Annotated in this window: 22 protein-coding genes and 2 pseudogenes; 9 read left to right on the top strand and 15 right to left on the bottom strand. The window is 65.8% G+C overall.

The window, feature by feature from the left end:
* Window positions 1-74: 74 nt before the first annotated feature.
* The 3 genes from AB0D27_RS01215 to AB0D27_RS01205 form a co-directional block, all read right to left on the bottom strand.
* Window positions 75-1,418 (bottom strand): esterase-like activity of phytase family protein, encoded by a 1,344-nt coding sequence (locus AB0D27_RS01215; protein ID WP_362500844.1) that lies wholly within the window; start codon window positions 1,416-1,418, stop codon window positions 75-77.
* Window positions 1,419-1,506: 88 nt separating this feature from the next.
* The gene (locus tag AB0D27_RS01210; RefSeq protein ID WP_362500843.1) at window positions 1,507-2,769 is read right to left on the bottom strand and encodes an SWF or SNF family helicase; all 1,263 of its coding nucleotides are present in this window, start codon (window positions 2,767-2,769) and stop codon (window positions 1,507-1,509) included.
* A complete protein-coding gene (locus AB0D27_RS01205; RefSeq protein ID WP_362500842.1) occupies window positions 2,766-5,651 on the bottom strand; it encodes a DEAD/DEAH box helicase in 2,886 nt (961 codons plus the stop codon). The genes AB0D27_RS01210 and AB0D27_RS01205 overlap by 4 nt, the downstream gene beginning before the upstream one ends.
* Before the next feature lie 241 nt (window positions 5,652-5,892).
* Here AB0D27_RS01205 and AB0D27_RS01200 point away from each other — a divergent pair.
* Together AB0D27_RS01200 and AB0D27_RS01195 are read left to right on the top strand one after the other, a co-directional pair.
* Window positions 5,893-6,273, top strand: a pseudogene (locus tag AB0D27_RS01200) (fatty acid desaturase); the annotation flags it as partial.
* A gap of 27 nt (window positions 6,274-6,300) precedes the next feature.
* Window positions 6,301-7,929 carry a recombinase family protein gene (locus tag AB0D27_RS01195; protein WP_362500841.1) on the top strand — a complete coding sequence of 543 codons (1,629 nt, stop codon included), beginning with the start codon at window positions 6,301-6,303 and terminating at the stop codon, window positions 7,927-7,929.
* Between the two features lie 25 nt (window positions 7,930-7,954).
* Here AB0D27_RS01195 and AB0D27_RS01190 read toward each other — a convergent pair whose 3' ends face one another.
* From AB0D27_RS01190 to AB0D27_RS01170, 5 genes are read right to left on the bottom strand one after another with little or no spacing between them, the layout of a single operon-like run.
* On the bottom strand, window positions 7,955-8,086 hold the full coding sequence (locus tag AB0D27_RS01190) for a hypothetical protein (RefSeq protein WP_362500840.1): 132 nt from the start codon (window positions 8,084-8,086) through the stop codon (window positions 7,955-7,957).
* A gap of 19 nt (window positions 8,087-8,105) precedes the next feature.
* Window positions 8,106-9,737, bottom strand: coding sequence for a replication initiator (locus AB0D27_RS01185; RefSeq protein ID WP_362500839.1), 1,632 nt, complete (start codon window positions 9,735-9,737; stop codon window positions 8,106-8,108).
* Window positions 9,738-9,782: 45 nt separating this feature from the next.
* On the bottom strand, window positions 9,783-9,980 hold the full coding sequence (locus tag AB0D27_RS01180) for a hypothetical protein (protein ID WP_153290618.1): 198 nt from the start codon (window positions 9,978-9,980) through the stop codon (window positions 9,783-9,785).
* Window positions 9,977-11,278 (bottom strand): FtsK/SpoIIIE domain-containing protein, encoded by a 1,302-nt coding sequence (locus AB0D27_RS01175; RefSeq protein WP_362500838.1) that lies wholly within the window; start codon window positions 11,276-11,278, stop codon window positions 9,977-9,979. The genes AB0D27_RS01180 and AB0D27_RS01175 overlap by 4 nt, the downstream gene beginning before the upstream one ends.
* On the bottom strand, window positions 11,278-11,628 hold the full coding sequence (locus AB0D27_RS01170; RefSeq protein WP_358751976.1) for a hypothetical protein: 351 nt from the start codon (window positions 11,626-11,628) through the stop codon (window positions 11,278-11,280). Before AB0D27_RS01170 ends, AB0D27_RS01175 begins: the two co-directional genes overlap by 1 nt.
* Before the next feature lie 163 nt (window positions 11,629-11,791).
* On the opposite strand from AB0D27_RS01170, the gene AB0D27_RS01165 reads away from it, so the two are divergent.
* Window positions 11,792-12,571, top strand: a complete 780-nt coding sequence (locus AB0D27_RS01165) for a GntR family transcriptional regulator (protein WP_362500837.1) — start codon at window positions 11,792-11,794, stop codon at window positions 12,569-12,571.
* 33 nt (window positions 12,572-12,604) lie between these two features.
* Window positions 12,605-12,832 (top strand): hypothetical protein, encoded by a 228-nt coding sequence (locus AB0D27_RS01160; protein WP_144315608.1) that lies wholly within the window; start codon window positions 12,605-12,607, stop codon window positions 12,830-12,832.
* Between the two features lie 395 nt (window positions 12,833-13,227).
* Here AB0D27_RS01160 and AB0D27_RS01155 read toward each other — a convergent pair whose 3' ends face one another.
* Both AB0D27_RS01155 and AB0D27_RS01150 read right to left on the bottom strand, forming a co-directional pair.
* Complete coding sequence (locus AB0D27_RS01155) at window positions 13,228-13,527, bottom strand: hypothetical protein (RefSeq protein ID WP_362500836.1); 300 nt, start codon at window positions 13,525-13,527, stop codon at window positions 13,228-13,230.
* Between the two features lie 325 nt (window positions 13,528-13,852).
* Window positions 13,853-14,392 carry an ATP-binding protein gene (locus tag AB0D27_RS01150; protein ID WP_362500835.1) on the bottom strand — a complete coding sequence of 180 codons (540 nt, stop codon included), beginning with the start codon at window positions 14,390-14,392 and terminating at the stop codon, window positions 13,853-13,855.
* A gap of 208 nt (window positions 14,393-14,600) precedes the next feature.
* Here AB0D27_RS01150 and AB0D27_RS01145 point away from each other — a divergent pair, with 208 nt between their 5' ends.
* Window positions 14,601-15,977: a sporulation protein gene (locus tag AB0D27_RS01145; protein WP_362500834.1), complete on the top strand. Its 1,377-nt coding sequence runs from the start codon at window positions 14,601-14,603 to the stop codon at window positions 15,975-15,977.
* Window positions 15,978-15,980: 3 nt separating this feature from the next.
* On the opposite strand, the gene AB0D27_RS01140 is transcribed toward AB0D27_RS01145, so the two are convergent.
* Window positions 15,981-16,895 carry an aminoglycoside phosphotransferase family protein gene (locus AB0D27_RS01140; RefSeq protein ID WP_362500833.1) on the bottom strand — a complete coding sequence of 305 codons (915 nt, stop codon included), beginning with the start codon at window positions 16,893-16,895 and terminating at the stop codon, window positions 15,981-15,983.
* A 509-nt stretch (window positions 16,896-17,404) separates the two neighbouring features.
* Between AB0D27_RS01140 and AB0D27_RS01135 the strand changes: the two genes are divergently transcribed.
* A complete protein-coding gene (locus AB0D27_RS01135; protein ID WP_362500832.1) occupies window positions 17,405-18,139 on the top strand; it encodes a DUF5677 domain-containing protein in 735 nt (244 codons plus the stop codon).
* A 138-nt stretch (window positions 18,140-18,277) separates the two neighbouring features.
* Window positions 18,278-19,459 carry a hypothetical protein gene (locus tag AB0D27_RS01130; protein ID WP_362500831.1) on the top strand — a complete coding sequence of 394 codons (1,182 nt, stop codon included), beginning with the start codon at window positions 18,278-18,280 and terminating at the stop codon, window positions 19,457-19,459.
* Window positions 19,460-19,598: 139 nt separating this feature from the next.
* Here the strand turns inward: AB0D27_RS01130 and AB0D27_RS01125 are convergent, their stop codons facing one another.
* The 4 genes from AB0D27_RS01125 to AB0D27_RS01110 all read right to left on the bottom strand — a co-directional run bounded on the left by AB0D27_RS01125 (window position 19,599) and on the right by AB0D27_RS01110 (window position 24,094).
* A complete protein-coding gene (locus AB0D27_RS01125; protein ID WP_362500830.1) occupies window positions 19,599-20,411 on the bottom strand; it encodes a restriction endonuclease in 813 nt (270 codons plus the stop codon).
* A gap of 71 nt (window positions 20,412-20,482) precedes the next feature.
* Window positions 20,483-22,342 carry a DUF3732 domain-containing protein gene (locus AB0D27_RS01120; RefSeq protein WP_362500829.1) on the bottom strand — a complete coding sequence of 620 codons (1,860 nt, stop codon included), beginning with the start codon at window positions 22,340-22,342 and terminating at the stop codon, window positions 20,483-20,485.
* Window positions 22,343-22,424: 82 nt separating this feature from the next.
* Entirely contained in the window at window positions 22,425-22,946 is a 522-nt protein-coding gene (locus AB0D27_RS01115) for a three component ABC system middle component (RefSeq protein ID WP_362500828.1), read from the bottom strand.
* Window positions 22,943-24,094 carry an ABC-three component system protein gene (locus AB0D27_RS01110; RefSeq protein ID WP_362500827.1) on the bottom strand — a complete coding sequence of 384 codons (1,152 nt, stop codon included), beginning with the start codon at window positions 24,092-24,094 and terminating at the stop codon, window positions 22,943-22,945. The genes AB0D27_RS01115 and AB0D27_RS01110 overlap by 4 nt, the downstream gene beginning before the upstream one ends.
* A gap of 285 nt (window positions 24,095-24,379) precedes the next feature.
* Between AB0D27_RS01110 and AB0D27_RS01105 the strand changes: the two are divergent.
* Window positions 24,380-25,060: pseudogene (locus tag AB0D27_RS01105) on the top strand (acyl-CoA desaturase); the annotation flags it as partial.
* A gap of 103 nt (window positions 25,061-25,163) precedes the next feature.
* Entirely contained in the window at window positions 25,164-25,346 is a 183-nt protein-coding gene (locus AB0D27_RS01100; protein ID WP_362500826.1) for a hypothetical protein, read from the top strand.
* Window positions 25,347-25,369 lie beyond the last annotated feature (23 nt).

The following is a 25,369-nucleotide window of genomic DNA, read 5'->3' as shown; positions in this document are numbered from 1 at the left end:
GCCGTCCACGGCTCACGCGCGCGTGCTCCAGGAAACGCCCACGCGCGCGTGCTCTACGAAGGCGCCCCCCGAATTCAGATCCCGCGCGGCAGTCGCACGTACGTGACCGTCGTCTCGATGCCGCTGTCCACCAGACGGCCCTGCGCGTCGAACGCTCCGGCCCCGTCAGTCATCCCGAAGTCGTTGTCGTTGATGAGGGCGAGCGTGTCGTGATCCACGCGCGCGACGCCCTCGATCTTGCCCGGCACCCCTTCGACGGTGCCCAGGTCGACGACCAGGCGCTTGCGCAGCACCGGCACACCGGACGCCGCCGGGTCGTCGAGCTGTTCCAGGGAGGGGGAGGTCGTGTCGATGTCCCAGGGGCCACCGAGGATGTCAGCCTCGCGTGAGAGCTTCACCACCTGCAGGCGGGCCGCCTTGTCGGTGCGCTCCTCGACGAGCAACCGATCGCCGCCGACGGCCACCACCGAGGAGATCTTCAGCTCGGACGTGTCGTCCTCGCTCGGATCGACCACGTTCACCGGGTCGAAGCGGTACGCGTACTCCGCGGTCACCGCCCGCTTCCTGGGCGAGAATCGCAGCAGCCGCGTCGTGCGCGACGCGTCTCCCGCGGCGCTGTCCGGCAGGGAGAGCGGGCTCTGCAGGGCCATCACCAGGTCCCCACCGGGGAGTTGGGCGAGCCCTTCGAAGCCGCGGTTGATCTTCCGGTGCAGCAGAACGGACGGCAGCGCCTCGACCACCGGGTAGTCCGAGCCGGTCAGGTTCAGCCCCTGAGGCACATAGCGCGCAAGTACCTTCCCGCGCGCGGAGACATGGATCAGTGACGGGCCGTACTCGTCGACCAGCCAGAACGTGCCGTCCTCGGCTCGCACGATGCCCTCGGTGTCCACACCGTTCGGGTTGTACGCGAGCGGGGTCAGCGCGTCATAGGAGTACGGTGCTTCGTCGCGTCCCGCCTGGTCGGGCAGCCCGGTAACCGGCTTGCCGGAGGACGTGGTGAGCGGGATCGCGTCGAGCACCTGCACCGTGTCGCCGGACACCCGGATCTTCACGATCGCCGGGTCGAAGCCCGGGACGGGGAACGTCCGGCGCTTCTTGCCGGCCACCTTGATCTGGCCATTGGGCCCGCGGTCGGTGACCGTCCAGAAATCCCCCTGGCGTCCGGCCGGATAGATGTCACTCCCGATTCCCCCGAGGTCCACGCCTCTGTCGTCGTCCACCGTGCCGGGCAACAGCGCGTTGCTGAACGCCCCCAGTGGGATGTCACCGAGCGTCGCGGCGCGCGTCACCCGCGGCTGTGACGGGTCGCCGGCCGCGCTCGCCGCACCGGCCACCCCGAAGGCGGCCAGCACGGCGAGGGGCACGCCCGCCGCGAGGGATCGGTGGACGCGGCGCCGGCCGACGGCATGCGGGGACATCTGGCCTCCTGGGGCACAAGTTCGGTGACAGCGGCAAGAGTTCGCCCCGGGCCCGAACGTCGTGCGGCGTGAAGGTGAACGCCAGGCGTCAACCGTTCATCGGGTCTCCTTCCGCCGTGGCGAGGGCCGTTGCCGGATCTCGTGCCGCCGGCCCCGCCGGGGCCCAGCGGGCCCCCTCCTTGCGATAGGGCCACCACCGGCCGTCGCGCCCCAGACGCAGTTGGGTGGACGTACCGACCGCCGTCCAACGGTTGTGAGCCACACGTAGCCGTGGCCGCTCGTCCTCGTCCCAGGCCGACTCCAGGGCGGCACGCGCGCGTGCCAGCGATTCCGCTTCCACGGCCCACTCGTCCTCGAAGACCGACAGCGCGGCCGCACCTCCGTACCGCCAGGCACGGACCGCGAGTTGCAGCTCCTCGCGGTCGCGCCCCGAGCCGTCGGCGAGCCGCTGTCCGATCGTCCGGTCCGGGTTGGCCGCGGCCAGCCGAACGGCGTCCTGGGCGGGTGTCAGCTGTGCCTCGACCGCGTGCCGTTCGTGCTCCGCCCCGAGTGCCTCGGCGAGCAGCCGGTACGCCTCGCCCGCCGCCGCGGACGCGACGAACTCCAGGGCGACCGGCTCGAGTCCCGGTGCGGGCGTGGCCTCGACGTCCAGGGAGGGCGGCTGCCCGGGCTCGACAGGCAGCTCCGGAAGTGCCGGCAGCGGCGGCAGTACGGCCCCGGCCACGTACGCCTCGGCGGCGTCCACGCCTTCCTCAGCGGTGTCCGACGGCTCGGACGCAGGCGTGCGGCCGCGCTCCTGGAGCTCGTCCAACAGCGTGCGTTCGCCGCGCCCCCGCATCAGCAGCAGGACGAACGGATCCTCGTCCAGCAACCGAGCCATCTGGTAACAGAGCGCCGCCGTGTGCCCACAGTGATCCCAGGCGCCGCAGTCGCACTCCGCTTCCAGATCGCCGAGTCCCGGCAGGAGCTCGACCCCGGCGGCGGACGCGTCCTCGACCAGGTGGGGCGGCATGTCGCGGTCGAGCAGTGCCGCGATGTGCCCGGCGCGCTCGACGGCCATGTCCAGGAAGCGGTCCCACTGCTCCTCGGTCAGCTTCTGGAGCAGCACGTCCGCACGGTGCGCGGTGCGGTCACGGTCCTGGACCACGGCCGTGACGCGCCCCGGGCGCACCGAAACCGCGCCCACCGCCCCGGCGCGCGCGAGCCTGCGGCCCGTCTTCACCTGCTCCGAGTCCAACGCGGCGTCCTCCAGGGCCCTCAACCAGGTTTGACCCCACCATGTATGCGCGAAACCCCGCCCGCGAGCGGGTGCCAGCGCGGCAAACGTCCGCTCCTCGCCGGGATCGGTCATCGTGCGCCCCCTCGCAGCTCCACCAGGTCGGCAAGTTCCGCGTCGGTCAGCTCGGTGAGAGCCGCCTCACTGGCGCCCAGAACCGCGTCGGCCACTCTCTGTTTGCGCCGCAGCATGTCGGCGATGCGGTCCTCGATGGTCCCCTCGGCGATGAGCCGGTGCACCTGGACGGGCCGGCTCTGGCCGATGCGGTACGCGCGGTCCGTGGCCTGTGCCTCGACGGCCGGATTCCACCAGCGGTCGTAGTGCACGACGTGCTCGGCCTGTGTCAGGTTCAGCCCGGTACCGGCGGCCTTCAACGACAGCAAGAAAACGGGGATTTCGCCCTCTTGGAAGCGTTGCACCATCGCCTCGCGCTCGTTGACGGGCGTCCCTCCGTGCAGGAACTGCGTCGACACTCCGCGGGCCGCGAGGTGACGCTCGATGAGGCGTGCCATCCGCACGTACTGCGTGAAGACCAGAACGCTCGCTCCCTCGGAGAGGATGGTGTCGAGCAGTTCGTCCAGCAGCTCCAGCTTCCCGGACCTGCCCGGGATCCTCGGTCGGTCCTCCTTGAGGAACTGTGCCGGGTGGTTGCAGATCTGCTTCAGCCCGGTGAGCAGCTTCACGATCAGGCCGCGCCGAGCCATGCTGTCCGCGCCCGAGATCTCCGCGAGGGTCTCGCGCACCACGGCCTCGTACAGGCCTGCCTGCTCCTTGGTGAGCGCCACGGCACGGTCGGTCTCGGTCTTGGGCGGCAGTTCGGGCGCGATCCCGGGGTCCGACTTGCGGCGGCGCAGCAGGAAGGGGCGTACGAGCTGGGCGAGCCGCTCGGCCGCCGCGGGATCCTCGCCGCCCTCGACGGCTCGTGCGTAGCGTGTGCGGAACGTGCCGAGCCTGCCGAGCAGGCCCGGTGTCGTCCAGTCGAGGATCGCCCACAGTTCCGAGAGGTTGTTCTCCACCGGAGTGCCGGTGAGCGCCACGCGCGCGCGTGCGCCGATGGTGCGCAGGGCGCGCGCCGTCGCCGAGTACGGGTTCTTCACGTGCTGGGCCTCGTCCGCGACCACCATTCCCCAGGGCGCCTCGGCGAGTCGCGGCGCGTCGAGCCGCATCGTGCCGTACGTCGTGAGGACGAACTCGCCGCCGGCCAGGTTCTCCAGGCTGCGCCGAGAACCGTGGAATCGGCGTACGGGAGTGCCGGGAGCGAACCTCTCGATCTCGCGCTGCCAGTTGCCCAACAGGGAGGCGGGGCAGACCACGAGCGTGGGGCCCGCGGCCGACTCGTCGGTCTGCCGGTGAAGATGCAGGGCGATCAGCGTGATCGTCTTGCCCAGGCCCATGTCGTCGGCGAGACAGCCGCCCAGTCCCAGGGAGGTCATCCGGGCCAGCCAGTTGAGACCTCGCGCCTGGTAGTCCCGCAGCGTTGCCTCGAGGGCGGCAGGCTGCCCGACCGGCTCCTGCCCTTCCGGGTCCGCCAGGCGCTCCCGCAGCGCCGCCAGCCAACCCGTGGGACGTACGTCGACCCGGTGGCCGTCGACCTCCGTGGAGCCCGTCAGAGCGGCGCTCAGCGCTTCGATGGGTGTGACCTTGCGGTCGTGCCGCGCGCGGGCGCGGCGCACCTCCTGCGGATCGACGAGGACCCATTGGTCGCGCAGCCGCACCATGGGCCGGTTCGCTTCGGCCAGCCGGTGCAACTCCTGCCGCGTGAGCTGCTGATCGCCCAGCGCGAACCACCAGTTGAAGGCGAGGAGCGCGTCAGCCGACAGGAGCGAGGGCGCGTCCGACGCGAGCCTGCTCGGAATGTCCCCGTCATCAGGCGGGACCCCGCCCGGGCCGTCGCCGTCATCCGGCGGGCCGATGACCGCGCGGCTCGTCAACGTCCGTGCGAGCTCCTTCGGCCAGTGCACGTCGACACCGGCGGACGCCAGTAGGCGGGCGCCTTCGCCGACGAGTTCGGCAACCTCTTCGTCGGCGAGTTCGACGCAGTCCGGTACGGCGGCCGAGAGCAAGGGAGTCAGCGGGGCCCAGGTCCGGGACGCGCGGCGCAAGGCGAGCAGGGCAGCCATCCGCGCGCGCGGGCCGAAGCTCGAGGATCCGGACCAGACGGCGGTGGCATCCGCGACGAGGGCCGGATCGCTCACGCTGTGCAGCTGCAGCACCGCGCGGAACGGCAGCCGGGTCTCGTCCGACACGGCCGACGCCAGCCCCGGGACCTCGACGCGCAGGGAGATCCGTACGTCCGTGTCGTGCACCGCGGCGACGTCCGTGGCCCATGCGCGGTGCTCGGGCGCAAGCTGCGGCTCCGGCGCCGTGAAGGCCGGACCGTCCGCCGCGAGCGCTGCCGCGGGTGAGCGGGGCAGCGCGTCGGCGACGGCGTCGAGGAAGGCGCGCAGCAACCGCTCGGGATCGGGCAGCCGCAGCGGTTCGGCGTCGCCCAGCGGTACCGCGTGCGCCTCGGGTGGCATCGCGGCGGCCAGCTCCCGGATCCGCTCCAGATCGTCCGCCCGCAGAGGACCCGTGCGCCACGCGTCGCGGTCGCCGACCGTCAGCCCCGGCAGCAGCAGCCCACGCGCCGCGAGCTGGAGGGCGAGCACGGCGGCCGCACCCCAGAAGGAGGTCGCCCGGTGTGCCTGCGTGGCGGCACGCGCACGCGTGAGGACCGGCAGAGCGGCCCGCACGGGAAGCAGCGCGGAGGGCACGGTCATGAGCTCGACCCCCTCACCCGCGGGCCGCACGACGGTCAGGTCCTCGGCGGAGCCGGACGCCACGGTGGGAGGGGAGTCGCCCTCGGGGTGCCAGAAGGCGAGGCTGCCGGTACGGGGCGGATCGGCGGGCACGAACACGGCACAGCAGCGGGCCAGTTCGCTGATCTCGGCGGGAGTCGACGCGGGAATCCTCTGCACGGCGATAACGCATTCCTCAAATTTGACTACTGGGCCGGGTCGCCGAGGGTACAGCACTTGGGGCGCCTACGGCCGAGCCCTGACGCACCTGGCTCACCTCGGGCGGAGGGTGTAGCCAACCCCCCTCTGGCGCGGGGAGGACCCCCGCATGGACACGGGTGGTGGCGCCATGGTCGCCGAAGGCCATTGATTCGTACGTTTCATCAGGTCATCCCGCGCCCTGAGAGACCGGAGTCCCACCATGTCCCAGACCGCCGCAGTCCTCACGGAACACTCTGCCGGGGCGAGCGCCGGGCCGTCCCCCGGCAGCGAGTTCGCGCCGCTCCTGCGAACCGTCAAGGGCCGGGGACTCCTGAAGCGGCGCCATGGCTGGTACGCGCGCGAGATCGCCGTGAACGCGCTGGCCCTGGCCGGTGTCGTGAGTGCCGTCGTCCTGATCGGCAACTCCTGGCAGTCGCTGCTCCTCGCCCCGGTGCTCGCCGTCCTCGCCGCCCGAACGGCGTTCATAGGCCACGACGCGGGCCACGCCCAGATCACCGGCAACAAGTCCGTCAGCCGCCTGATCGGCCTGATCCACGGCAACCTGCTCCTGGGGATGAGCTACTCGTGGTGGAACGACAAGCACCTTGCCAGATGTAGCTTTTGAACCATGACGGATGACGTGCAGCGGGCGCATTGGGGCAACTTGGAGGGGCAGAACTGGGCCGGCCTGGCCCGGCTCTCCACTGAGGAGGTAGAGGGAGACGACTTAGCCGCCGAGCCATCGGACAAGCACCGGTTCGTGCCGATGACCGGGCGGGACATCAAGAGCACGGAAGAGCAGGAGAAGGACGGCCGTAGCTTCGTCGAGAGCCGAGGAGGCCGGTACGTCTACACGTACATGGAGCCGGACACCTCCGCTTGGAAGCGTAGGAGAGTTCGCTTGCCGGACGGACGTACCGCGTATCGGGTGATCCGGCCTGTCTTCGAGGGAGCGTTGGAGGACCTCAAGCGCGGCACCGCGCCGAACGGTGATCGCGTGGACGGCTTGATCGTCTACGACATAGACCGCCTCACCCGTGATCCCCGACACCTTGAGGACGCCATCGAGGTGGTCGAGCACCACCACCGGCCGATCATCGACATCACCGGCACCCTTGACCTGCTCACCGACAACGGCCGTGCCATGGCCCGCGTTCTGGTGACCATGGCCAACAAGCAGTCCGCTGATACCGCTCGCAGGGTCAGACGCAAGCACAAAGCGTTGCGAGAGAAAGGCATCCCTGTTGGCGGTACGCGCCCATTCGGCTGGCAGGACGACAAGCGCACGCTGAACCCCAAGGAGGCTCAGCTACTGCGCGATGCGGCCCGCCGCCTGGTCGAGGGAGCCACCTGGCATTCGATCGTCGCCGAGTGGAACCGCCAGGAGATCGTCACAACCCGCGGCAATCGCTGGACCCGCGCGGTGCTCAAGGAAGTGATGCGCAACCCCCGACTCTGTGGCCACCGCTCCTACACGATCTCCGACATCGACCCAGAGACCGGACGGGAGACACGACAGATCGTCGTTGCCCAGGACGACGAGGGCAAGGCGGTCATCGGGCAGTGGCAGCCGATCATCACGGTTGCCGAGTGGCAAGCGCTCGTCGCCATCATCGGAGAGGGCCCGATCCGAGGTACTGGCCACAACACCCGCACCTACCTGGGGACGGGCACCCTCCGATGCGGTAAAGACGGCTGCGGAGCACCGTTGCGCGCACTAAAGGCTGCACGGAGCCAAGGCAAGCCAGAGGGGTACTTCTACTACGGGTGCCCCGGCAAGACGACCGGCCGAGGGTGCGGAGGCATCAAGATCGGTGGGCCGGAAACTGACGAGCTGATCGCCAAACTCGTCATTGCCAAGTACGAGGAGGAGGCCGCCGCGCGAGAAGCGACGGTGACCCCGCGGGCATGGCCCAAAGAAGTGGACCTGGCCAATGCCCGAGAGGACATGGCCGATCTGAAGCAGGCCCGCCGGAATCGTCAAATCAGTGCAGAGAGGTACTACGCCGATCTGAACGAGTACGAGGCCGATGAGCGGCGGCTGATCAAGGAGCGCAACGCTTGGCAGCGGAAGACTCTCGCTGTCCGCGGAAAGCCCGTCGACATGGCCAAGGAGTGGCATCGAGACGGGGTCACCTTGGTCGAGCGACGCGCCTACGTTGAACGTGTCCTGTCGGCAGTCGTTGTTCTTCCCGTGGGTAGGGGCCGCAAGGTGTCGATGAGAGATCGACTGGTTCCGATCTTCGCTGAGGAGTAGTTGTTGACCAGCCGACCCAGGCCCGTCACGTCGCACGGCGATGGTGGCGGGCTCCGTCGCGCATGGACACCTCCAGACCGAGGGCGGCGTTGATCCGGCGCCACTTGGCGTCCGACCAGCGGGGAGCCTTGCGCGCGTGATGCCGGGCCCAGTCCATGTCCTGATCTTCTGCGCTGTCACGAGGAGGCTGCACTCAAGCGTCTCCCTTCGGCAGCCAACTCTCCCCGTGCGATTTCGCGAGTGGTGGCAAGGTCTTCGGCGATTCCGGCAGCGATGAGGGCGGCACCGGGAGAGTGGCCGGAGCCGACGTAGCGCCAGTGCGCGTCAGACGCCGTGCCGGGCATCGTGTCGGGGCCGACGTGTTCGGCGCGGTCAGCGCGCAGGGCAGCGTATGTCGTCGAGTAGGCACGGGACTTGGTGAGGATGTGGCCGCGGTAGCCGAGTGTGTGCGCCCAGCTGCGCAGGTGCAGGGGCGCGTACTCGGGTAGGCCGCCGAGGCGCCAGGCGGTACGCATGAGTGCGCGTACATGGTCGGTGACGCGGGCCGAGTCGATGTCGTCCCAGGTGGTGAGCCGGTAGTCGGTGCCGGCGCCTGTCTCTTGTGCTCCCTTGGTGACGTACTTGGCTACGTACGCGGCTACGGCGTCGTCGTCCGGCCCGTCGGAGTCGACGCGAAGCGGACGAGCGTCGACCTGGACGCCCCACCGCAGAACGAGTTCACCGGTGACGGCGCTGTAGGGAGTGCGGACCATGACCCGTTGCGCGGATGTTCGCACCGCATCAGCGAGTCGGTCAGCCGTGCCCCAGGCCGGGGGTCCCTCCGTCGGTCCGGCCGGCCCGTCGAGGCGGACCACGGCGTGTACGTGGACGGCCGCCCGTTTCTGGTACTCGGCGACGCGGGCGAAGGACAGTCGGGCGTGATCGGCGAATCGGGACTGTACGAGGCCGGCCGAGGAGGCGAGTTGGCGCCGGACGCCGATGACGAAGCGGTCCCAGAGCTTGCCCGCGTGTGCGTGCCAGAGGACGTGCGCGGGGTAGTCGTAGCAGTCCGCGCAGAGGGGTTGCCCGACGAGAGCATCGTCCATGTCATGGACGGCGCCGCAGCCGAGAGACCGATCGTGCTTGCATCGCCTGCGGTCGCGACGAGGGCGGCAGCGCTCCCCGGCGCGATGCACAGGCCCGAAGGACGGCGCGGTAAGGGTGATGAAGAGGCGGGGGCGATGGCGGACCGTGGCGGGGACGTTTTTCCCGCCGATCAGGCCGGCGCGGACGAGGTGGAAGGTGTCACCTGCGTGGAGTCGGGAGCAGGGCGCGCAGACGGTTGCGCGTCTGTTGCGGCAGCGGATCAGGAGTCGTTCGCCGGGCTCGTTGCGGGTGTCGTAGGTCCGGATGATCTCGCCGGTTGTGCCGTCCAGGGTGGTGGTTGAGCCGGAGAGGTGGACGGGGTGGGCGCAGCCGCCTGTGGCTGTGATCTGTTCCAGCCAGCGTGTGAACTGGGGATCTTGGGCGATGCGGATGGCGTCTCGGTCTGTTTCGGGGAGCTGACGCAGGCGCGCCGCGCGGTCGAGTGCGGCGCGCCTGTCAGCCGGGGTGAAGTCCGGGGTGATGGTGGTGGCCTTCCGGGGTGGGCCGCCGAAGCGGCACGGGTGATGGTGGGTGGCGCGCTGTTGTCCATGGGGATCGCTCCTTGTGTGGTTGGGGGTGGTGTGGTGGGTCAGCGGATGGTTCCGGTGCCACGGCAGACGCGGCAGCGGTGGAGGCGCCCGGTCCAGGTTCTGCGGGCTCCGTCGCCCTTGCAGTGGGGGCACCTCACGCGGGGCATGGGCATGGCGTACGTCCTTCCTGCTGCCGGTCTAGAAGTGGGAGAAGCCGCTCAGTACCCAGGTCATGAAGCCGTTGATGGTGAGGCTGACGGGGGTCTGGCCGAGGTACATGCCGAAGAGGGCGATGCAGACCGCTTCCCAGGCGCGGACGTCCCGGGACCGGACGAGGAGGAAGGTGATGATCCCGAAGACCACCACGAGGGACACGGCGGTACCTGTGCTGATCACTGGTCGTCTCCTTCGAGCGCTGCGAGGGCACGATCGATGGCAGGCAGTTCGGGGGTCAGGGCACCGTGCTTCCGGGCCGTTGCCATGGCCTCTTCAGTGGTTGTCAGGTGGGAGCGGGCACGACTCCAGCCGCCGTCCGGGCCGGTGCACACGGCCACGCCCTGTTCGTCGGCGGTGATCGACTGAGTGACGACGACGGCGTCCTTGTTGAGATCCCCGAGGGTCATCTCTGCCGTGCCGGGGTCGTTGACCCGATGGCATATCCGGCCGCCGAGCTGGGCCCGTAGAGCGGTGACGCCGGGGCCGAGGTCGGACCCGACGCGTTGGCCGGCGACGACCAGGTGCATGCCGAGCGCGGCACCGAGTTGGGCCAGGCGGAGCAGGAGCGTCGAGCACTGTTCGGCTTCCGCCTTGCTCTCGCGTCGGCCGTCGGACAGGTACAGCTCCGCGATCTCGTCGACGATCACCACGACCGGCACCGGCCGCAGCTTCTCCGGGAGCTCCCAGACGGAGCGGACTCCGGCCGCGCGGCAGGCGTGCATGCGGTCGTGCATGTCGACCACGAGGGCGGTGAGGACCGCGACCGCCTCGCGTCGGCATGTCGTCAGGGCACTCAGCCGTTCGGCGAAGAGGCCGAGTTCCATGCCGCCCTTGCAGTCGATGCCGACCAGGGCGACGGGTTGCGGGGCGAGTTGAGTGATCAGCCGGGCGAGCAGGGTGGACTTGCCGGATCGGGTGGCCCCGGCGATGAGCCAGTGCGGTACGAGCCGCAGGTCCATGACCCACGCTCCGCCGTTCTCCAGTACGCCGATGAGCGCGGACAGGAGAACGGCGGGCGCGGAGGCTAAGCCGGGCCGCGCCAGCGGATCGCTCGCGGTTGCGGTCAGCAGAACAAGGCCGCGTTCTGGTGACGTGACCCGTACCGCGTGGACCTTCCACGCGTGCACGAGCGCATCGGCCGCCTTCATATAGGTCGCGGGGGTCTGGCCCGCGTGCAGGCGCACGGTCGCCGTCAGTCCCATGCGGTTGGCCCGCGGGAACGAGAGCCGCGGAGTACCCGGCCGCAGCGGATCGCCCTTCACGATCAAATCCCCCAGGAGCCCGCGGGCCGGTCGCCGGGTGACGGTGAGGTCGTTGAGCAGGGCCACCTTGCGCCAGGTGAGCGCCACCCGCAGGGCCGTGGCCGGGTAGCCGGCGAGATACCAGTGCCAGGCCGGACGGTGTCGGCGCAACTGGTCGCCGACGACGAGCACCCACGCCAGTGCCGCGAGCCCGAAAGCGAGCACGATCGGCCCCATCACGCGGCACCGCCATTCTTGGCCGGTGCCGGGGTGCCGTGTACCGGAGTGATGGCGTCGGCGCGGAAGCTGATTCCGTGCCGGTCGCCCATGGCCCAGGCAAACGCGGTCAGTCCGGTGACCTTGAGGATCTGCCCTTCCTCGATGCCCTTCGGCTCACCGGCGACCGCGATCTCGATGACGGAGATGCGCCGTCCGTCCTGGCGCACCGTGACGGCGACGGTGTAGACGGTGTTGCCGTCGCGGTCCTTCTTGACCTCCTGTGTCTCGAAGTTGCTGATCTTCGCTTCGGGTGTGATGGCGCACCGCAGTACGCCCAGTCGTGCTGTGTCCACGGGAATGGACTGCATTGCGCGGCCTCCTTGGCCAGTCGGGACGCCTGACACATTCAGACGTCACTTGTCCTTACGAGTTACGACTATGTGGCTCTGTACGGCGAGGGGTCAACTACTTATGCTGACGAGTGATGTCGCGTGTGCGACGTGCCTACGACTCCGACCCGAAGGTGCCGAGATGACGGAGATCCAACGCCCCGGAGCCCTCTATCAGCAGGTCGCCGCCGCGATCCGGGAAGCGATCGTGAAGGGCGAGTTCGCCCCTGGCGCTCCGCTGCCCTCCGAGGCGCAGCTCATCGAGCGCTACAAGGTCTCCCGCCCCACGGTCCGCAACGCCGTCGCAGCCCTGCGCGCCGAAGGCCTGATCGAGGTCCACCACGGCAAGGGCAGTTTCGTGCGTTCCGATGGCCAGCCGGCCGTCACGCTTGAACGCCGGATCAGTCGCACGTCGGACGGGCGTTTCGTGATGCCCAACGGAGCCGTCTGGGACGAGGCGGAGGAGCCGACCCCGTACCGCACGCACACCACCAAGGCCACCGGCCAGCTCCTCGAACTCGGCGAGGAAGAAGCCCTCTTCGGCTGCGACCGGCTGCTCACCGATCCTGCCAGCGGCACCCGCGCGATGCACCGGACGCTGATCCCGTTCGAGGTGACCGAAGGCATCCCCATGCTCGCCGAGGCACCCGACCGCCGCCCAGACTCCATCTACGGACTGCTCACCCAGGCCGGACACAAGCTGTGGTGGTCGGAAACAGTCCGCGCCCACATGCCACTCCCGGACGAGCGGACCGCGCTCCAGCTCCCGGACGCGACACCGATCCTGCACCTGTCCCGCGTCACGCACGGCACGAGTGGCCGCCCACTGATTCTCGAAGAGCTCCGAGTCGGGGCGGACCGTGCCGAAATCGCCTACCGGATCACCGCCGACAAGGAGCCCGCGCAGCGCACTCGTGCGTGAACGCGGGCGCGCCCCGTGCTGCATGCTCAGGTCATGAGCGCATTCAGGAGCGATCTGGACCTTGAGGTCTACGACGTGACGGGCAACGGCGTGCAGGTCGACGTCGCAACCAACGCCCTGAACGGCACAGTCCGGCTGGCCGTGCTGTTCACCCAAGAGATTCTTCTGTCGGCCGATGACGCCGAGCGAGTTGCCCAATCGCTGCTGCGCGCCGCGGCCCACGCCCGCCGCTTCGAGCCGAAGACGGACCGAGAACCGTAGATCGGTCGAATACGTCTTCACTTCCTCAAGGGCGCGCCTGCGGCGCGCCGGGCAGCCCGGCCGCCCCGGCCGGGCGTGCGGCGTGGCCGCCGGTCCCGTCCGGTCACCCGACTGCCCGCACCGCAGCAAGCCCAAGGAGTCGAGGCGTCGCCCGGTCGGCTCGGGCCGAGGCCCGCGGGGCTGGGGGTCGCCGGCTGCAGAGACTTTAGGCAGCTCCCATGGGGCGAGCCTCGAAGAACAGGGGGCCGATCGGGCTATTGCGGGCAGGTCCAAGGACTGCCCGATCCGCTGGTGAGCGTAAGGCCCCCTGTTCACTCGCCCCATGGCAGCTACTGCCCAAAGTCTCTGCGGCCGGCGACGTGCCCACGCGCGCCACTCTTCAGCAATCACGCGCGTCATTCCGCACCGCCGTTGTCATCCGAGGCGACCGACGACAAGAGCACGGCGAGCCGGTCCACGGCGTGGGGGTGGCCCGTGATCCGTACGACCCCGCCCCCGTCATCGTTCGTCGAGGCGACGGCCCGCACCTGGTCCAGCTCGAACCCCGTGGCAAGGAACGCCCGGTTCAACCGATCAGCAGCCTTCCGCGCATCCCGCCAGCCCGCCACGTAGTCGACGCCGGGCACCCACAGACCACAGTCCACGCCCGCGACGTCGAGTTCGTCGCTCAGCCAGTCCTCACCCGCGCCCGTCACCTTGCCCACCTCTGCCCTGATCTAGGTAATGATTCGTCAACTTCCTTTGGCCCAGGGCGGAACGCAGCGCGACGGCCCCGGTACCATCAGGCACCGGGGACCGTCGCGTCCCCTCCCGGACCACCCCAGTTGCTGCCAGGCGCGGGGGTGGTCCGGTCTCGGTATGAGGTTGTGAAGCGCGGCCCCTCGCATGGGAGGGGAGCCCCCGATGGGATCCGAGGAGCCGCGCCCCTTGTGGCCGGAGTGGTCAGACTCCGGCCGGGTCCGGGCCGCCGTCCTCTCCCGATCGCGTGGGAGAGACGCGGAGACGGCAGCCCGGAGATTTCTAGGTCGTGCCGTCGAGGTCGAAGCGGCACCACACGGTCTTGCCGCCCAGGCCCTTCGGCGACCACCACACCGCGTCGGCCAGCCGCTGAACGATCAGCAGCCCGCGCCCACGGTCCGGCAACAGCGCCTCCGCGAAGTCACCGGCCAGCTCTGGAGAGACGAACTCGCCCACCGGCAGATCAGGCGGGGTGGAGTCCTCATCGGCGACACCGATGAACAGCCATCCGGGCCACGCCTTGACCAACACGTCGATCCGACGCGCGGCACCAGGCTGCGTCAGGCAGTCGTCCGGCACCGCGTGGTGCACGACGTTGCCGACCAGCTCCGAGACGACGAGCCGGGCATCGTCGACCATGTGGCCGAACCCCCAGTCCTGGAGGCAGCCGCTCACCATGGTGCGCGCGGCGAACACGGTGCTTGAGGACTCGTCGAAGAGCGTCAGCGCCCGGAAGTGACCCGACGAGGGATCTTGCGCCGCTTCACGCAGCGAGATCGCCTGCGGAGTGTTCGCTATGCGTTTGCTCTGCCGAGCATCCATCACGTCCCCTGCCGACTGTCGACGGGCTCTTGCCGCCCATCACTCCGTGCCGAACAGTGAACGGCGCCAGCCGCTCAGCCGGGAGCGTTCACCGGGGGGTTCACGTGAACACCTGCAAAGGCAGCGGGGGTTCACTGATGAACCCCCCAATGTCATAGGCCTGTGTCACGATGAACACTCGCTGTCATTCTCGGGTTGGCAGGGGAGCATGAGCCGAGAGCCAAACGCACACTTGATCGCGGTCATGGACGAAGCGAACGTCTCGAACAAGGGACTCGCCAGGCGGATGCAGGACGCCGCCGCTCGGCGCGGAACGAGTCTCGGAACGACGCACGTCGCCGTACAGCGGTGGCGAGACGGCGCGGGCATCCAGCCCCAGACAGCGACGATCATGGCCGACGTACTCGGCGCCAAGCTGGGCCGTCGTATCTCGCCCGCCGATCTCGGGTTCTTCGACCACGCCGCGCAGCCGGCCACTCCACAGCCGATCGGGTATCCCAGCAGCGTGCCCGACGTACTGTCGATGCTGGACGGACTCGCCGATGAGCGAGCCGAAGCCGCCACTCCTGACGACCTGGTGATCGCGGACAACGATCTCAACTCAGCCGTCCTCTCATGGATGATCGCGCGCCCCGACGGCGTCGAGGCCGACAGGCCCGCTCACCAACGCATCGGCATGCGCGACGTACGCGCCATCCGAGACGCAGCCAGCATGTTCATGCAACTCGACTTCAAATACGGCGGAGGCCACGGCCACAGGGCCCTGCGCCACTACTTCCGCCAAGAAGTCCTCCCCCTCCTGGACGCCAGCTACAGCGAGAAGGTCGGCACCGCGTTATTTGGGGCAGCCGCCGAGGTCTCCCAGCTGCTCGCATGGACTGCGTACGACACCGGGAACCAGCGGCTCGCCCACCGCTATCTGACATCGACACTTCGCCTGTCGCAGGTCGTCGATGACCGCATGTTCGGCGCCCGCATCCTCGGCAACCTCAGCCACCAGGCCAACTACCTCGGAAACCACGCCCAAGCCATCCAACTCGCCCGCGCCGCCGTCGAAGGCGCCAAGGGCCGGGCCACCCCACGGGCCATGGCGAACTACTCAGCCATGGAAGCTCGCGCGCTGGCCAACGGAGGAGACCCGACCGGCGCCGGCCGCGCGATGAACGAAGCAGAGCGCCACTTCGAGCACGCCGACACCGCCGACGACCCCGCATGGCTCGGCTATTTCGACTCCGCGGAACTCATGGGCGAGCTCTGCCACTGCTTCCGCGACCTCAAGATGCGCCGCGAGTCGGTCGAGGCCGCACAACGCGCGGTCGATGAAACCGACCCGAAGTACGCTCGCACGCTGGGGTTCTGCCGCATGGTGCTCGCTCAAAGCCACCTGCTGAACGGTGAACTGGAAGCCGCCGTCACGACAGCCAGCCTGGCCGTGGACGGCGGGGACACCCTCCAGTCCTCCCGCTTCCAGCGTTACGTGACCGACTTCCAGACGGAGGTGAGCACCCACGCGGCGAACCCCATCGTGGCCGCCTTCAACGACCAGGTACGCGACGCCCTCGCTCGCCTGGACGACGACGAGTAGGGGCTACCAAGGACGCCAGTCCCGGGGCCCGTCGTCATCGCGCAGCCCAGCGATACGCCGGCGGTACTCGGCCGCCGTCCGGTCGTCCTCCTGCACGTTCTGCATCAGCCACGTCGTCATCCCGAACTCTTGCAGTCCACGCAGCGTCCCGTACCCGTGCCAGTCGTACAGATCCCGCCCGTACGCCCCCACGAACTCGGCGTACTGCTCATCGGTCTGCCACCCAAGACTGTGGTGCTCCACCGCCGTGACCATCAGATCCCACTCAGGATGATCGAAGCAGAAGGCCTCGAAGTCGAACAGGATCACTTGATCTTGATCGTCCACCATGAGGTTCTGCACGTGGGCATCGCCGTGCACCGGCCCCCTGGGAGTCTCGAACCGCAGTTCTTCGAACTTGCCCCGCAGCTCCCGCCAACGCTTCCGCAGGAAGACCCGGTCATCCTCCGGGATCACCGCCCGATCGAGCCGCAACTCCTGCTTGCCGAAGGGATCGAACGAGGGCAACTCCAGACCGGCCGGCAACGTCAGGGAATGCAGATCCCGCAGGATTCCGCCCAGCTCCCCGTACGTGGCCTTTCGGTCCCCCTCCTCGATCAGGTGCCAGAACGTCACGGGGTGCCCCTCGGCCAAGAGCGGCTGTTCAAGATCCTCAACGATGCGCGCGGCAGGGAACCCCTCATCTGCGAGCCACCGCGAAACAGCCACCTCGTTGCGTGCTGTTGGCAGCCACTCTTCCCCACGGGCCACCCGCACGATCACCGGCGCGGAAGCCAGCCGGAACAACGCGTTCTCCCCGAGGCGTATCAACTCCGCGTCTCTGTCATCGAGCCTCGCAGCCCGGCACGCGGCAACCATCACCCGCGTAGCCACCGCCGACGTGAACCCCTCTTCCGATCGAGCAGCGTCAACCGCCATGCCCGTACCAGCTCCCCTAGTCGCACGCGATCAACCAGCGCACGCCCACGGGTGACCAACCCCGACGCACGCCAGACACGAACACGACCGTACCCAGACTTCAGCGGTGCTCACGAGGTAGCGAGTTTTGTCCTCCGATGCCCGCAAGATCTTCCACTGCAGCGGCGGCTCACGCTCCTAGGAACGCTGCGTTCAAGAGACCGGCGCGCGTCCTGAGGACGGGAAGCCCAGGTCAGCTACCTGTAGGCGCACGGCTGACCTGCAACTGAGCAGTGCAGCTGCCGGATCCTTCGCTGCTTCAATATCAGCAGTTCTCCGTGGTTGTCAGCAAGATCTGCCACGTGTCTGGCACGGGGAGAGCCGCTGACAGGATTGTCTCGGTGAGGTGCGCTCGCGCGCTCAGCGACGGAGCCAGGTAGAACTTGGCCTCCGCTGCCAGCTCGGGTGGGCAGGTCACACCTAGGGAAATCTCATGGCCCCACGTCACGAGTACCGGAGATGATGCTGAGGTGACAGAACCGGACCCTACTGAAGCCTTGATTCGCCTTGAGAACTTGATCTCGGGGGATCTTCACGAACGTATTGACCCCTCGAATCGTGCAACGTTGATCGGATGGGGGCTCTTCTTCACCGTCGTTCATCAGATTCGGGCGGTGCTCGTATTGCACCGGGCTGGCGCGTGTGGGGCAGCCAGCCCGAATCGGCGCAGCGCCCTGGAACACACCGTCACCCTTCGTTGGTGTGCGGATCAAGGTGACCGCATAGGCGATATCTACAACCGCAAGTTGGGGATGGATCAGATCCAACTCGCGAAGGCTCTTCAAGCGGATGGCACGGCCAGCCGATATCGGGGATCATACCAAGTGTTGGTGGACACGGTTAAGACCGTCAAGGAATCGATCGCGCCTGACCCCAATGAGCGGTTGGCGAAGATCGAGCATTTGATGAAGAATTACGGACTGGCCAAAGAGTGGAGCTATTACACAGTCGAGTCTCGCTTTACTCACCCCACTCTCGCCGGAACTCTGATGTTTTTTCAAGATGACGGTGAGGCGTTTCGGGTCAGTCAGACGCCTATACACGAGGAGATCGTTTCCTGCCCACATTTCTCGCTATGGATTTTCCACGCGGCGATGCTTAGCTTCAATGAACTGCTGGCTGGAAAGCCATGGGCTTCGGAACTTGAGCAGGTCGCCGAGGAGTACGGATTCATGACTGATTTGCCCACATGGCAGGGCCCTTGAGGCCCTTCTTAATATGTGAGTAGTGATTTGGAGCCAAAGTCTGGCAGGCTAGGTAGGGGCTCTCTTCGCGCTTAAGCTCAGGCTCATAAATCCTTAGGAGTTACCTGAAGTGCCCGCTGGTCGAGAAAGGAAGTATGCATGACAGATGCAAACCCGGATATCGGCGCTCTGGCTCTGGCTTTTGAAGAGATGACGCAGTATCCGATCTCTGGAGAGGTTCTCATTAGGTACCGCGACGGTATCGCAGTCGTAGCGCGCCTAAGCGGCGGCGATGAAGAAAGCACGCTTAGGGAAATCACGTACAATTTCTCCAGTGGTGTTATCCGATTTGAATCCGTTAGGGGTGATTGGTTTCAGGTGGATCCAGAGGTTGTTGGTCCGAGACCCGATCGCCGGCCGGTCGTATACCTGGATCAATGTCACTGGAGCACTCTAGCTCATTCAATTTATGAGCCCGCACGGATTACGAGTGAGTGGGATCGTGAAGCTGCGGCCGAATTGCTTGAACTGGCAGAGCGCGACAAGATAATTATCCCCGTATCCTCCGCGCATACATTGGAAACATCTGCGCTATTTGACGCGAGACGTCAAAACCTTGCCTCCACCATTCTTAGATTGTCGAGGGGGTGGCAGATGCGTAGTCCAGTCGTCGTGCGAACGCAGGAGATGGCAAATGTATTAGCGCGCAGGCTTGGCATTTCACCCCTAATATGCGAAACAGATGTCTTCAGTTTGGCGACAGGGGCTATGGAAACGACTAGACGTATTCCGGACGCATCTGGACTCCCGCCCGGCCTGGCTAAACTATTCGACAGAATGACGTCCTTTTCCGTCATTTGTGATGTGCTTATGAATCCGGAAAGGATCTCATCCCCGAAGCCCGGTTGGCATGAGCACTTTCAAAACATATCTCGCGACCCAGAGTTTCTCGCTAGGTCTGCTAAGCAGAAGATCATTGATGGCCGTGCAATGGCGCTTGCCGATGTGTTGCCCGAAGCAATCGCCGTTGCTCGATCGCTTGGTGTGAGTTCTGTAGAGCAGGTTTCAGTTTTGCTTTATGAGGAATTTAATTCCATGCCGTTCATGCGCCTTTATGGGGACGCGATCGGTCACCGTCTGGCGATTCGCGCGAATTGGGAGGATAATGACCTCGTAGATATGCTGTATCTGGGATGCGCTGCAGCGTACGCCGATGTTGTTGTTGCCGAGCGAACTGCTACGAACTATTTGCAAAGAGCATGGGGAAGTAGAGACGTGGAGTGTCCAGTCGTAGCCAAACTTTCCGACGCGGTTGATCGCCTATCTCAACTGATGACGTGACGCCCTGAAGTTTGGCCGTCTTATTTGTCTTGACCGGACAGCTCCAGGTGAAGGCTGGCGACGGAGGGTGTCAAGACGGGGGTTTCAGCCACGCTTTGACTGCCACTCATCGCTTTCAGCGTCGGCCGACCGGGCGTCACTAATCTTTAGACCGGCGGATATTTGTGAGGAGTTCGGTCATTTCTGGAGATTGCAGTTCTGTCCAGTCCTTCCTTTGGCCCTGAGGGGATTCCATGTGGCCGTAGATACGCTCGCAAGTCCCCACAGTCTCTTCGATGATGTAAATTAGACCGGGCCAGCCATTGACAGTGATTGGTGATTCATCATCATCCAAGGCCCAGTACATTACGGGCCATCGATTGAACGCCGCGAAATTTAACGCCTCTTTCATCTGTGACAGCCGCGCCAAGAGAGGAGACATAACAGCACTGTGGCCTGGCGGCAGATCTAGGAATCCGGATGGTCCAATATATTGGGCAATTCGCTTATCTCGCTCTTCCCGCGTCAAGTCCCAGATGGAGTGGAACTTATCCTCGAGTTGAGTGATTCGCTCCTGTAGACCCGTCACCTTCAAGGACGCTACCTCAGCTGCCGTATTATGGCGAAAGTCGACAAGGCTAGTCAGGGTGAGATTTGTATTCCTCGCCGCGCGGATTGCCCCGGCCTGAAAACCGTTATCGGCAAACATTAAGCCGCGATCTGCACCTACATCGGCGATAATTGCTGAGAATGCAAGGATGCGCTCCTTCGGTACTGCTCGCTTCCATTTCTTGCATTCAACGACCCACAACTGCGCGACGCCTGCTGATGTAATTCTCGCCGTCACGTCAATATCATGCGCGGCTCTAACTCCAGTGATTGTTTCCTCGACCTTGGTGACGAAACCGAGTTCGGATAGCATTTCCGCGACGTCATGCTGATACTGTTGCCATTCAGGCCGCTTAGCAGTCAACGAGGCCTCCTTGGGATACGAGCCGGCATAGTCTTCAACTCACGTGGGCCTGCCAGAAACGTGTCGATTCCTCACGCTTTGCTGTCAATCCACTCGCGAGGTACCAGCGCTTCTCCTCCACGCCAGTCGTAGATGACGGAATCCTGGAACCACGGGTCCGGCAGGTTCACGTGGTCGCAGACAATAACCTGAAACTCAGGGGCTAGCTCACGTACAACCGAATAGATCAGTTGGAAGAGACGCGCTATGGCTTCTCGGTCTCGCGCTGTTTGATCTTCGTTGCCGGCAAAGCCGCTCCATGCCTGCGTTGGTTGATCAAGGATAAGTATTCGAGGTACCGGCCGGCCTTGTTGCACAAAGTAGCGATGCAGCGCCAGATGTGCGATGACGTGGTAACCGATCGAGTTCTGGGCGCTGCCGAGCTGACCCATGCGAAGGGGCGGCTTCGTGTCAAACGCGATATCCAACCGGCCGAGATCAAGGCGCGCAGGGCTTCCGTATGGCTCCAAACGCAGTTGTCGTGCCCAGGCGCTGATGTCCTGTCCGATGGGTACGAGGCGGTCCGAAAGCTCAGCTCGCGATGCCTCGGGGTCCAACTCTGCGGCCCGTGCCCTGGCCGAGGCCTCGGCGGACTCATAAAGGTCACGCAATCTTGTTGTCTCATCGTCCGCATCGGGAGGAAGCGTACTCAGGACACCGTGGATGCGGCCGCGGAGGAAAGCCGCACGCCCTTGCTGAGTGAGGGATTCCGTCGCGGTGGTACTGGCAACCACTGCCTGCAGCGCCCGTTCTGCTGCGAGTAGTTGGCTACGAAGCTGGACGGCCTGAGTATCGAGGGTCTGGAGTGCCGACCGACTGGCCGGAGGCACAGATTCGACGCTGGCCAGTTGCTGGTTGAGGTGGTCCAGGCTGTGGCTCAGAGCCATGACACTGGGATCGGCTTCCGGCAGTGCCGAGCCGCACAGGACACAGATCGATTCGCTGTCTGCTGTGAACGTGGCTTGGTGGTCGGCCGTCAGTCCCAATAGGTTCAAGCTGGTAAGACGGTCTCGGGGAATACGCATGGAAGTGGCATAGTCGATTGCCGCGCTGTTCTGCTCGAAGATCATCTGCCTCTCGACGGACACTGCACGCAGGCGATCACGCAGTTCTTCACATTCGCGATGCAAGGCTGCAGTATTGGGCTGAGATCGCGCATCTTCGAGGAGCGGTTCGAACTCTGCGGCGGCTATCTGGTGCAGTGCTGCAAGCATTTCCGAGGGGCTTGATGGCTGCCCATCTGCGACCATGCCGAGAGCACGCGCCTCGCGCCACAGAGCTTCCAGAATCGGTGTGGCAACTTTGCTGGTCCGCTGCGCGTTATCGTAGCTAGCTTGAGCCTCAAGTTTTTCACGCCGAGCGGCGGCCAGTTGTGCATATTTACGCGCCTGATCAGGTGGTACGGCACCGAGGAAGTACGGCAGGACCGCCTTAAGTGTGTTCGACATGCCTGGCGCACCTTGCCGATGAAACAGCAAGCGTCGTGAGGCAATTTCCTCCTGGCTTTGGATACAGAACAAGACTGCGTGGCCGAGATGAGCTTCCAGTTCAGTATGGCGCCCGTACTGATAGACGTTCTCTCGGATGCCGATGCGCCATCCCAGCTGCTTGCGCAATGTTCGGACGTCGATCTCAGGTCTTAGCTCATCTGCTTCCAGAATCTCTTGGTCAGGTCCCAACCTCATCATGGCCTGGTCGCGGGTCTTCTTGCCTGGACGCGGTGCGGGTCTGGCGACGAAGGCGCGACCACCGTCCAGTTGAAAAAGGGCGGCATACCAGGCGACTGTTTCGGTGACCGGCCCAACGGGGAGGTCCACGCGGTCGCGCCCGAGGCAGTACTCGAAGATCCCGAGCAAGGTGCTCTTGCCTGTTGCGGACTCGCCAGTGACCACGTTTAGGGTCCCAGGCCTGAAGGAGAGGACCCGACGATCCCCACGGACGCTGTACAAAACGATAGCGAGCAGCTGCACGTGATCAGGGTCCCACGCCGAGTAGCGCGAAGGTAGTGGCCGTGTCGACGGTAGACAGCCATCGACCGAGGAGACGGGCGTGGCTGAGGATGTCATCCAGCTCTGCGTACTGCGGCTCGACCTTACGTAGTTGCAGTTGGACACGGAGACGGTCTCCATCCAAGCGCAGAATGTGGTGCCTGAGCGAGAACCGAAGGCCGGCGCGCACAGGGGCGACTAGAGCCTGCGCTCGACCGGGGAACCCAGCGCGCAAAATGGGGTGCATGGAGACCCAATTGCTGAGGTGAGTTCGGCTGGTAGCCGGGAGCGCCTGTCTCGTCCCACGATGCAAGGCCAAGGGGGCCGCGATGAAGGACAGTGCCCAGGGCATGCCTTCCTGGGTTTGACGGGTGTAGCTGTCGGCCGCACTGACCAACAGCGTCGAGATCAATGCCGGGTTGAGCATCCCGTTCACGATGGGCGGGCGTTCACCCCATGCGGTGCTGAGGAGGGGTGCGTGGTCCTGACCGGTCGGCGGAGTGGTCATGACTGCACCGCTGTTGAACCGTCGATTCGCTTGACAAAGTCTGGATGCCATCCGATATGGCCACTGTCCGCGAGGACGTGGCGCTGTCCACGAGTGAAGAAGGCATCGTTGTATCGGGAGCGCACCGAGAGAGCTGTCTGCTGGGTCAGTTGGCGCAGCAGAGACCTGCCTGCCTCTTGTTTTATGGCCTCATCCGCATCTGGGCTGATCTCTGCGGAAATCCACTCGAATGCGCCATCCCACTCATCGAGAAGTTCTGCCTGAAGTCGGCGGAGTTCCCCAGCACCGATCAGGTCCTCGTCGAGCCAGCGGACAGTCTGCGTAGATGCACGGTAGAAATCGATTACTGCTCGCTGGAGATTTCGCGGCGGATACGCCACCCACTGCATCTGCTGCACGAACAGGAAATCAGCATGCGCTGCGGAGACCGCATCGGTATCCACGTCCGCTAGCTCAACGTACGTGGGCAAATCAACTTGCGTAAATCGGTCGCGAATGCTGGCGAGGGCTGCCTTGGCAGCTCCCACATCCACACCTCTTTGATGCCCCCGCAGCATGGCGAGAGCCTGTTCGTCCCACCAGTGCCACACAAGCGCCAGGAACTGGTCTTCATGACCCGTTGGCAATGCCCATGTGAGGTGTTGGCGTACCAGCCCAGCAACATCCTCGATGCGCTCAGCGCCATCCACAACACGGATGCGTGAGATGAATGTACGTCGGTCAATCGTGCCGAGCGCGAGGAATTGATTGCGGGATTGTCCTGTCCGTCCCGATGCCGCCTCCAATGCCACCCGCTCAAGGCCTTCGATTGCGTAATCGTCGTCGCGTGATTCGTCGCGCAGTGCAGCGACTGCTGACCCCTCGCGTGAGATCTGCGTTGAGACCAAGGCAAGAGTTGGTCCGGCTGGGTCGGCTGGTACCGCGGTGTCCATCCACACCTTCAAGGTCGCCCATACATCGGCCGAAGCATCTGTCAGGGCTCGCTGGCCTATGCGGTGGTGTTTCAGCTGCAGCAGTTCCGTCGGCGCACCATGCTGATCCCATGCGACATCGTCAAACAGCTCCAGACTGATCGTTGCGTCCGGTCGTTGGGCCCCCGACCGCAGCAGTTCAAGCAACGCCCACCAGGTCTGATGCTGGTACCCCATCGCGCTTGGGGCAGCGCTGTGTGACGTGTTTGCCACCATAAAAGCCCCCCACCCCTGGAATGCACCCTAGCTTCGCTCATGGGCCAGTGTGCTGACCGATCATTATCGACCATTGAGGGAATCGGTTCCAGTCTGTGGCAACCGTAGTCAGTGAGGTCGGGTGCTTGCGGACGTTGACGGATGCACCTGCAGGTCAGTGCTTCGTGAGCAAACCGTGGCCAGTCCAAGGGGGGAAGGCGAAGGCTTCGGGCGCGACGCAAGAGGCTACTTTCATTGAGGTGTTGCGACAAGCACAATCGCCACCACGCACACCCCAATCACATCGACAAGGATCTCGACGTCGTCGCCGACGTCCTGGTCTTCACCAGTGAGCAGGCCAAGGGCCGAGCCGGCTTTCGACGGTGGCTCACCCGTAACCAGGCCTGGCTCTTCTTCCCGCTCACCCTCCTCGAAGGCGTCGCCCTGAAGGTGCACGGCTTCCAGGATCTTCGTCGGCAGCCGCCGCGTGAGCGGGCCGCGGAGGCACTGTTGCTGGTGGCCCATGTCGTCGGGTACGCGACCCTTCTGCTCACCTCCATGTCCCTCGGCAAGGCCCTGGCCTTCGCCGCCCTCCACCAGGCTCTGTTCGGCCTGCACCTGGGCATGGCCTTCGCGCCCAACCACAAGGGCATGGAGATGCCCGAGCCGGGCGGCGAGCGCTGGGGACATCTGCGCCGTCAGGTGCTCACCTCGCGCAACGTCCGCGGCGCCGCCGTGACGGACTGGTTCCTCGGCGGCCTGAACTACCAGATCGAACACCATTTGTTTCCGAGCATGCCCCGCCCCCACTTGCGGCTCGCTCAGCCCCTGGTGCGCGCACACTGTCAAGAGTTGGGTATCCCCTATGCGGAGACCGGGCTTGTCGACTCCTACCGGCAGGCCCTGAGCCACATGCACGATGTCGGGGAGCCCCTCAGGGTTGAGTAGGGGACGCGCCTCAGGGACGTATCAGGGTCGCCGTCCGGAACCGTGGGACGCAGGGACCCGTTCTCAGGACAGAGAGCGGCAGCAGCCGCGAAGGAGGCGACACATGTCGAAGAACGCGAAGATCGCCGCAGGAGGTGTGGCGGTCGGCCTGATCCTGCTGATCTGGCTGCCCTGGTGGGCCGCCTTCCTGATCGTGCTGGGAGTCCCGGCGGCCGCATACCTCACGCTGGACCCCTCGCAGCGGCGCAGGCTGCGCCGCGTCACGCGCAAGGAGCTCGGCCGCTGAGGAGCCGGCGACGAGCGGCTGCT

The sequence above is a fragment of the Streptomyces sp. NPDC048415 genome (assembly GCF_040651675.1).
Classification (GTDB): domain Bacteria; phylum Actinomycetota; class Actinomycetes; order Streptomycetales; family Streptomycetaceae; genus Streptomyces.
Note: the sequence above shows the minus strand (reverse complement) of the source record. Positions and strands in the feature narration are given on the sequence as shown.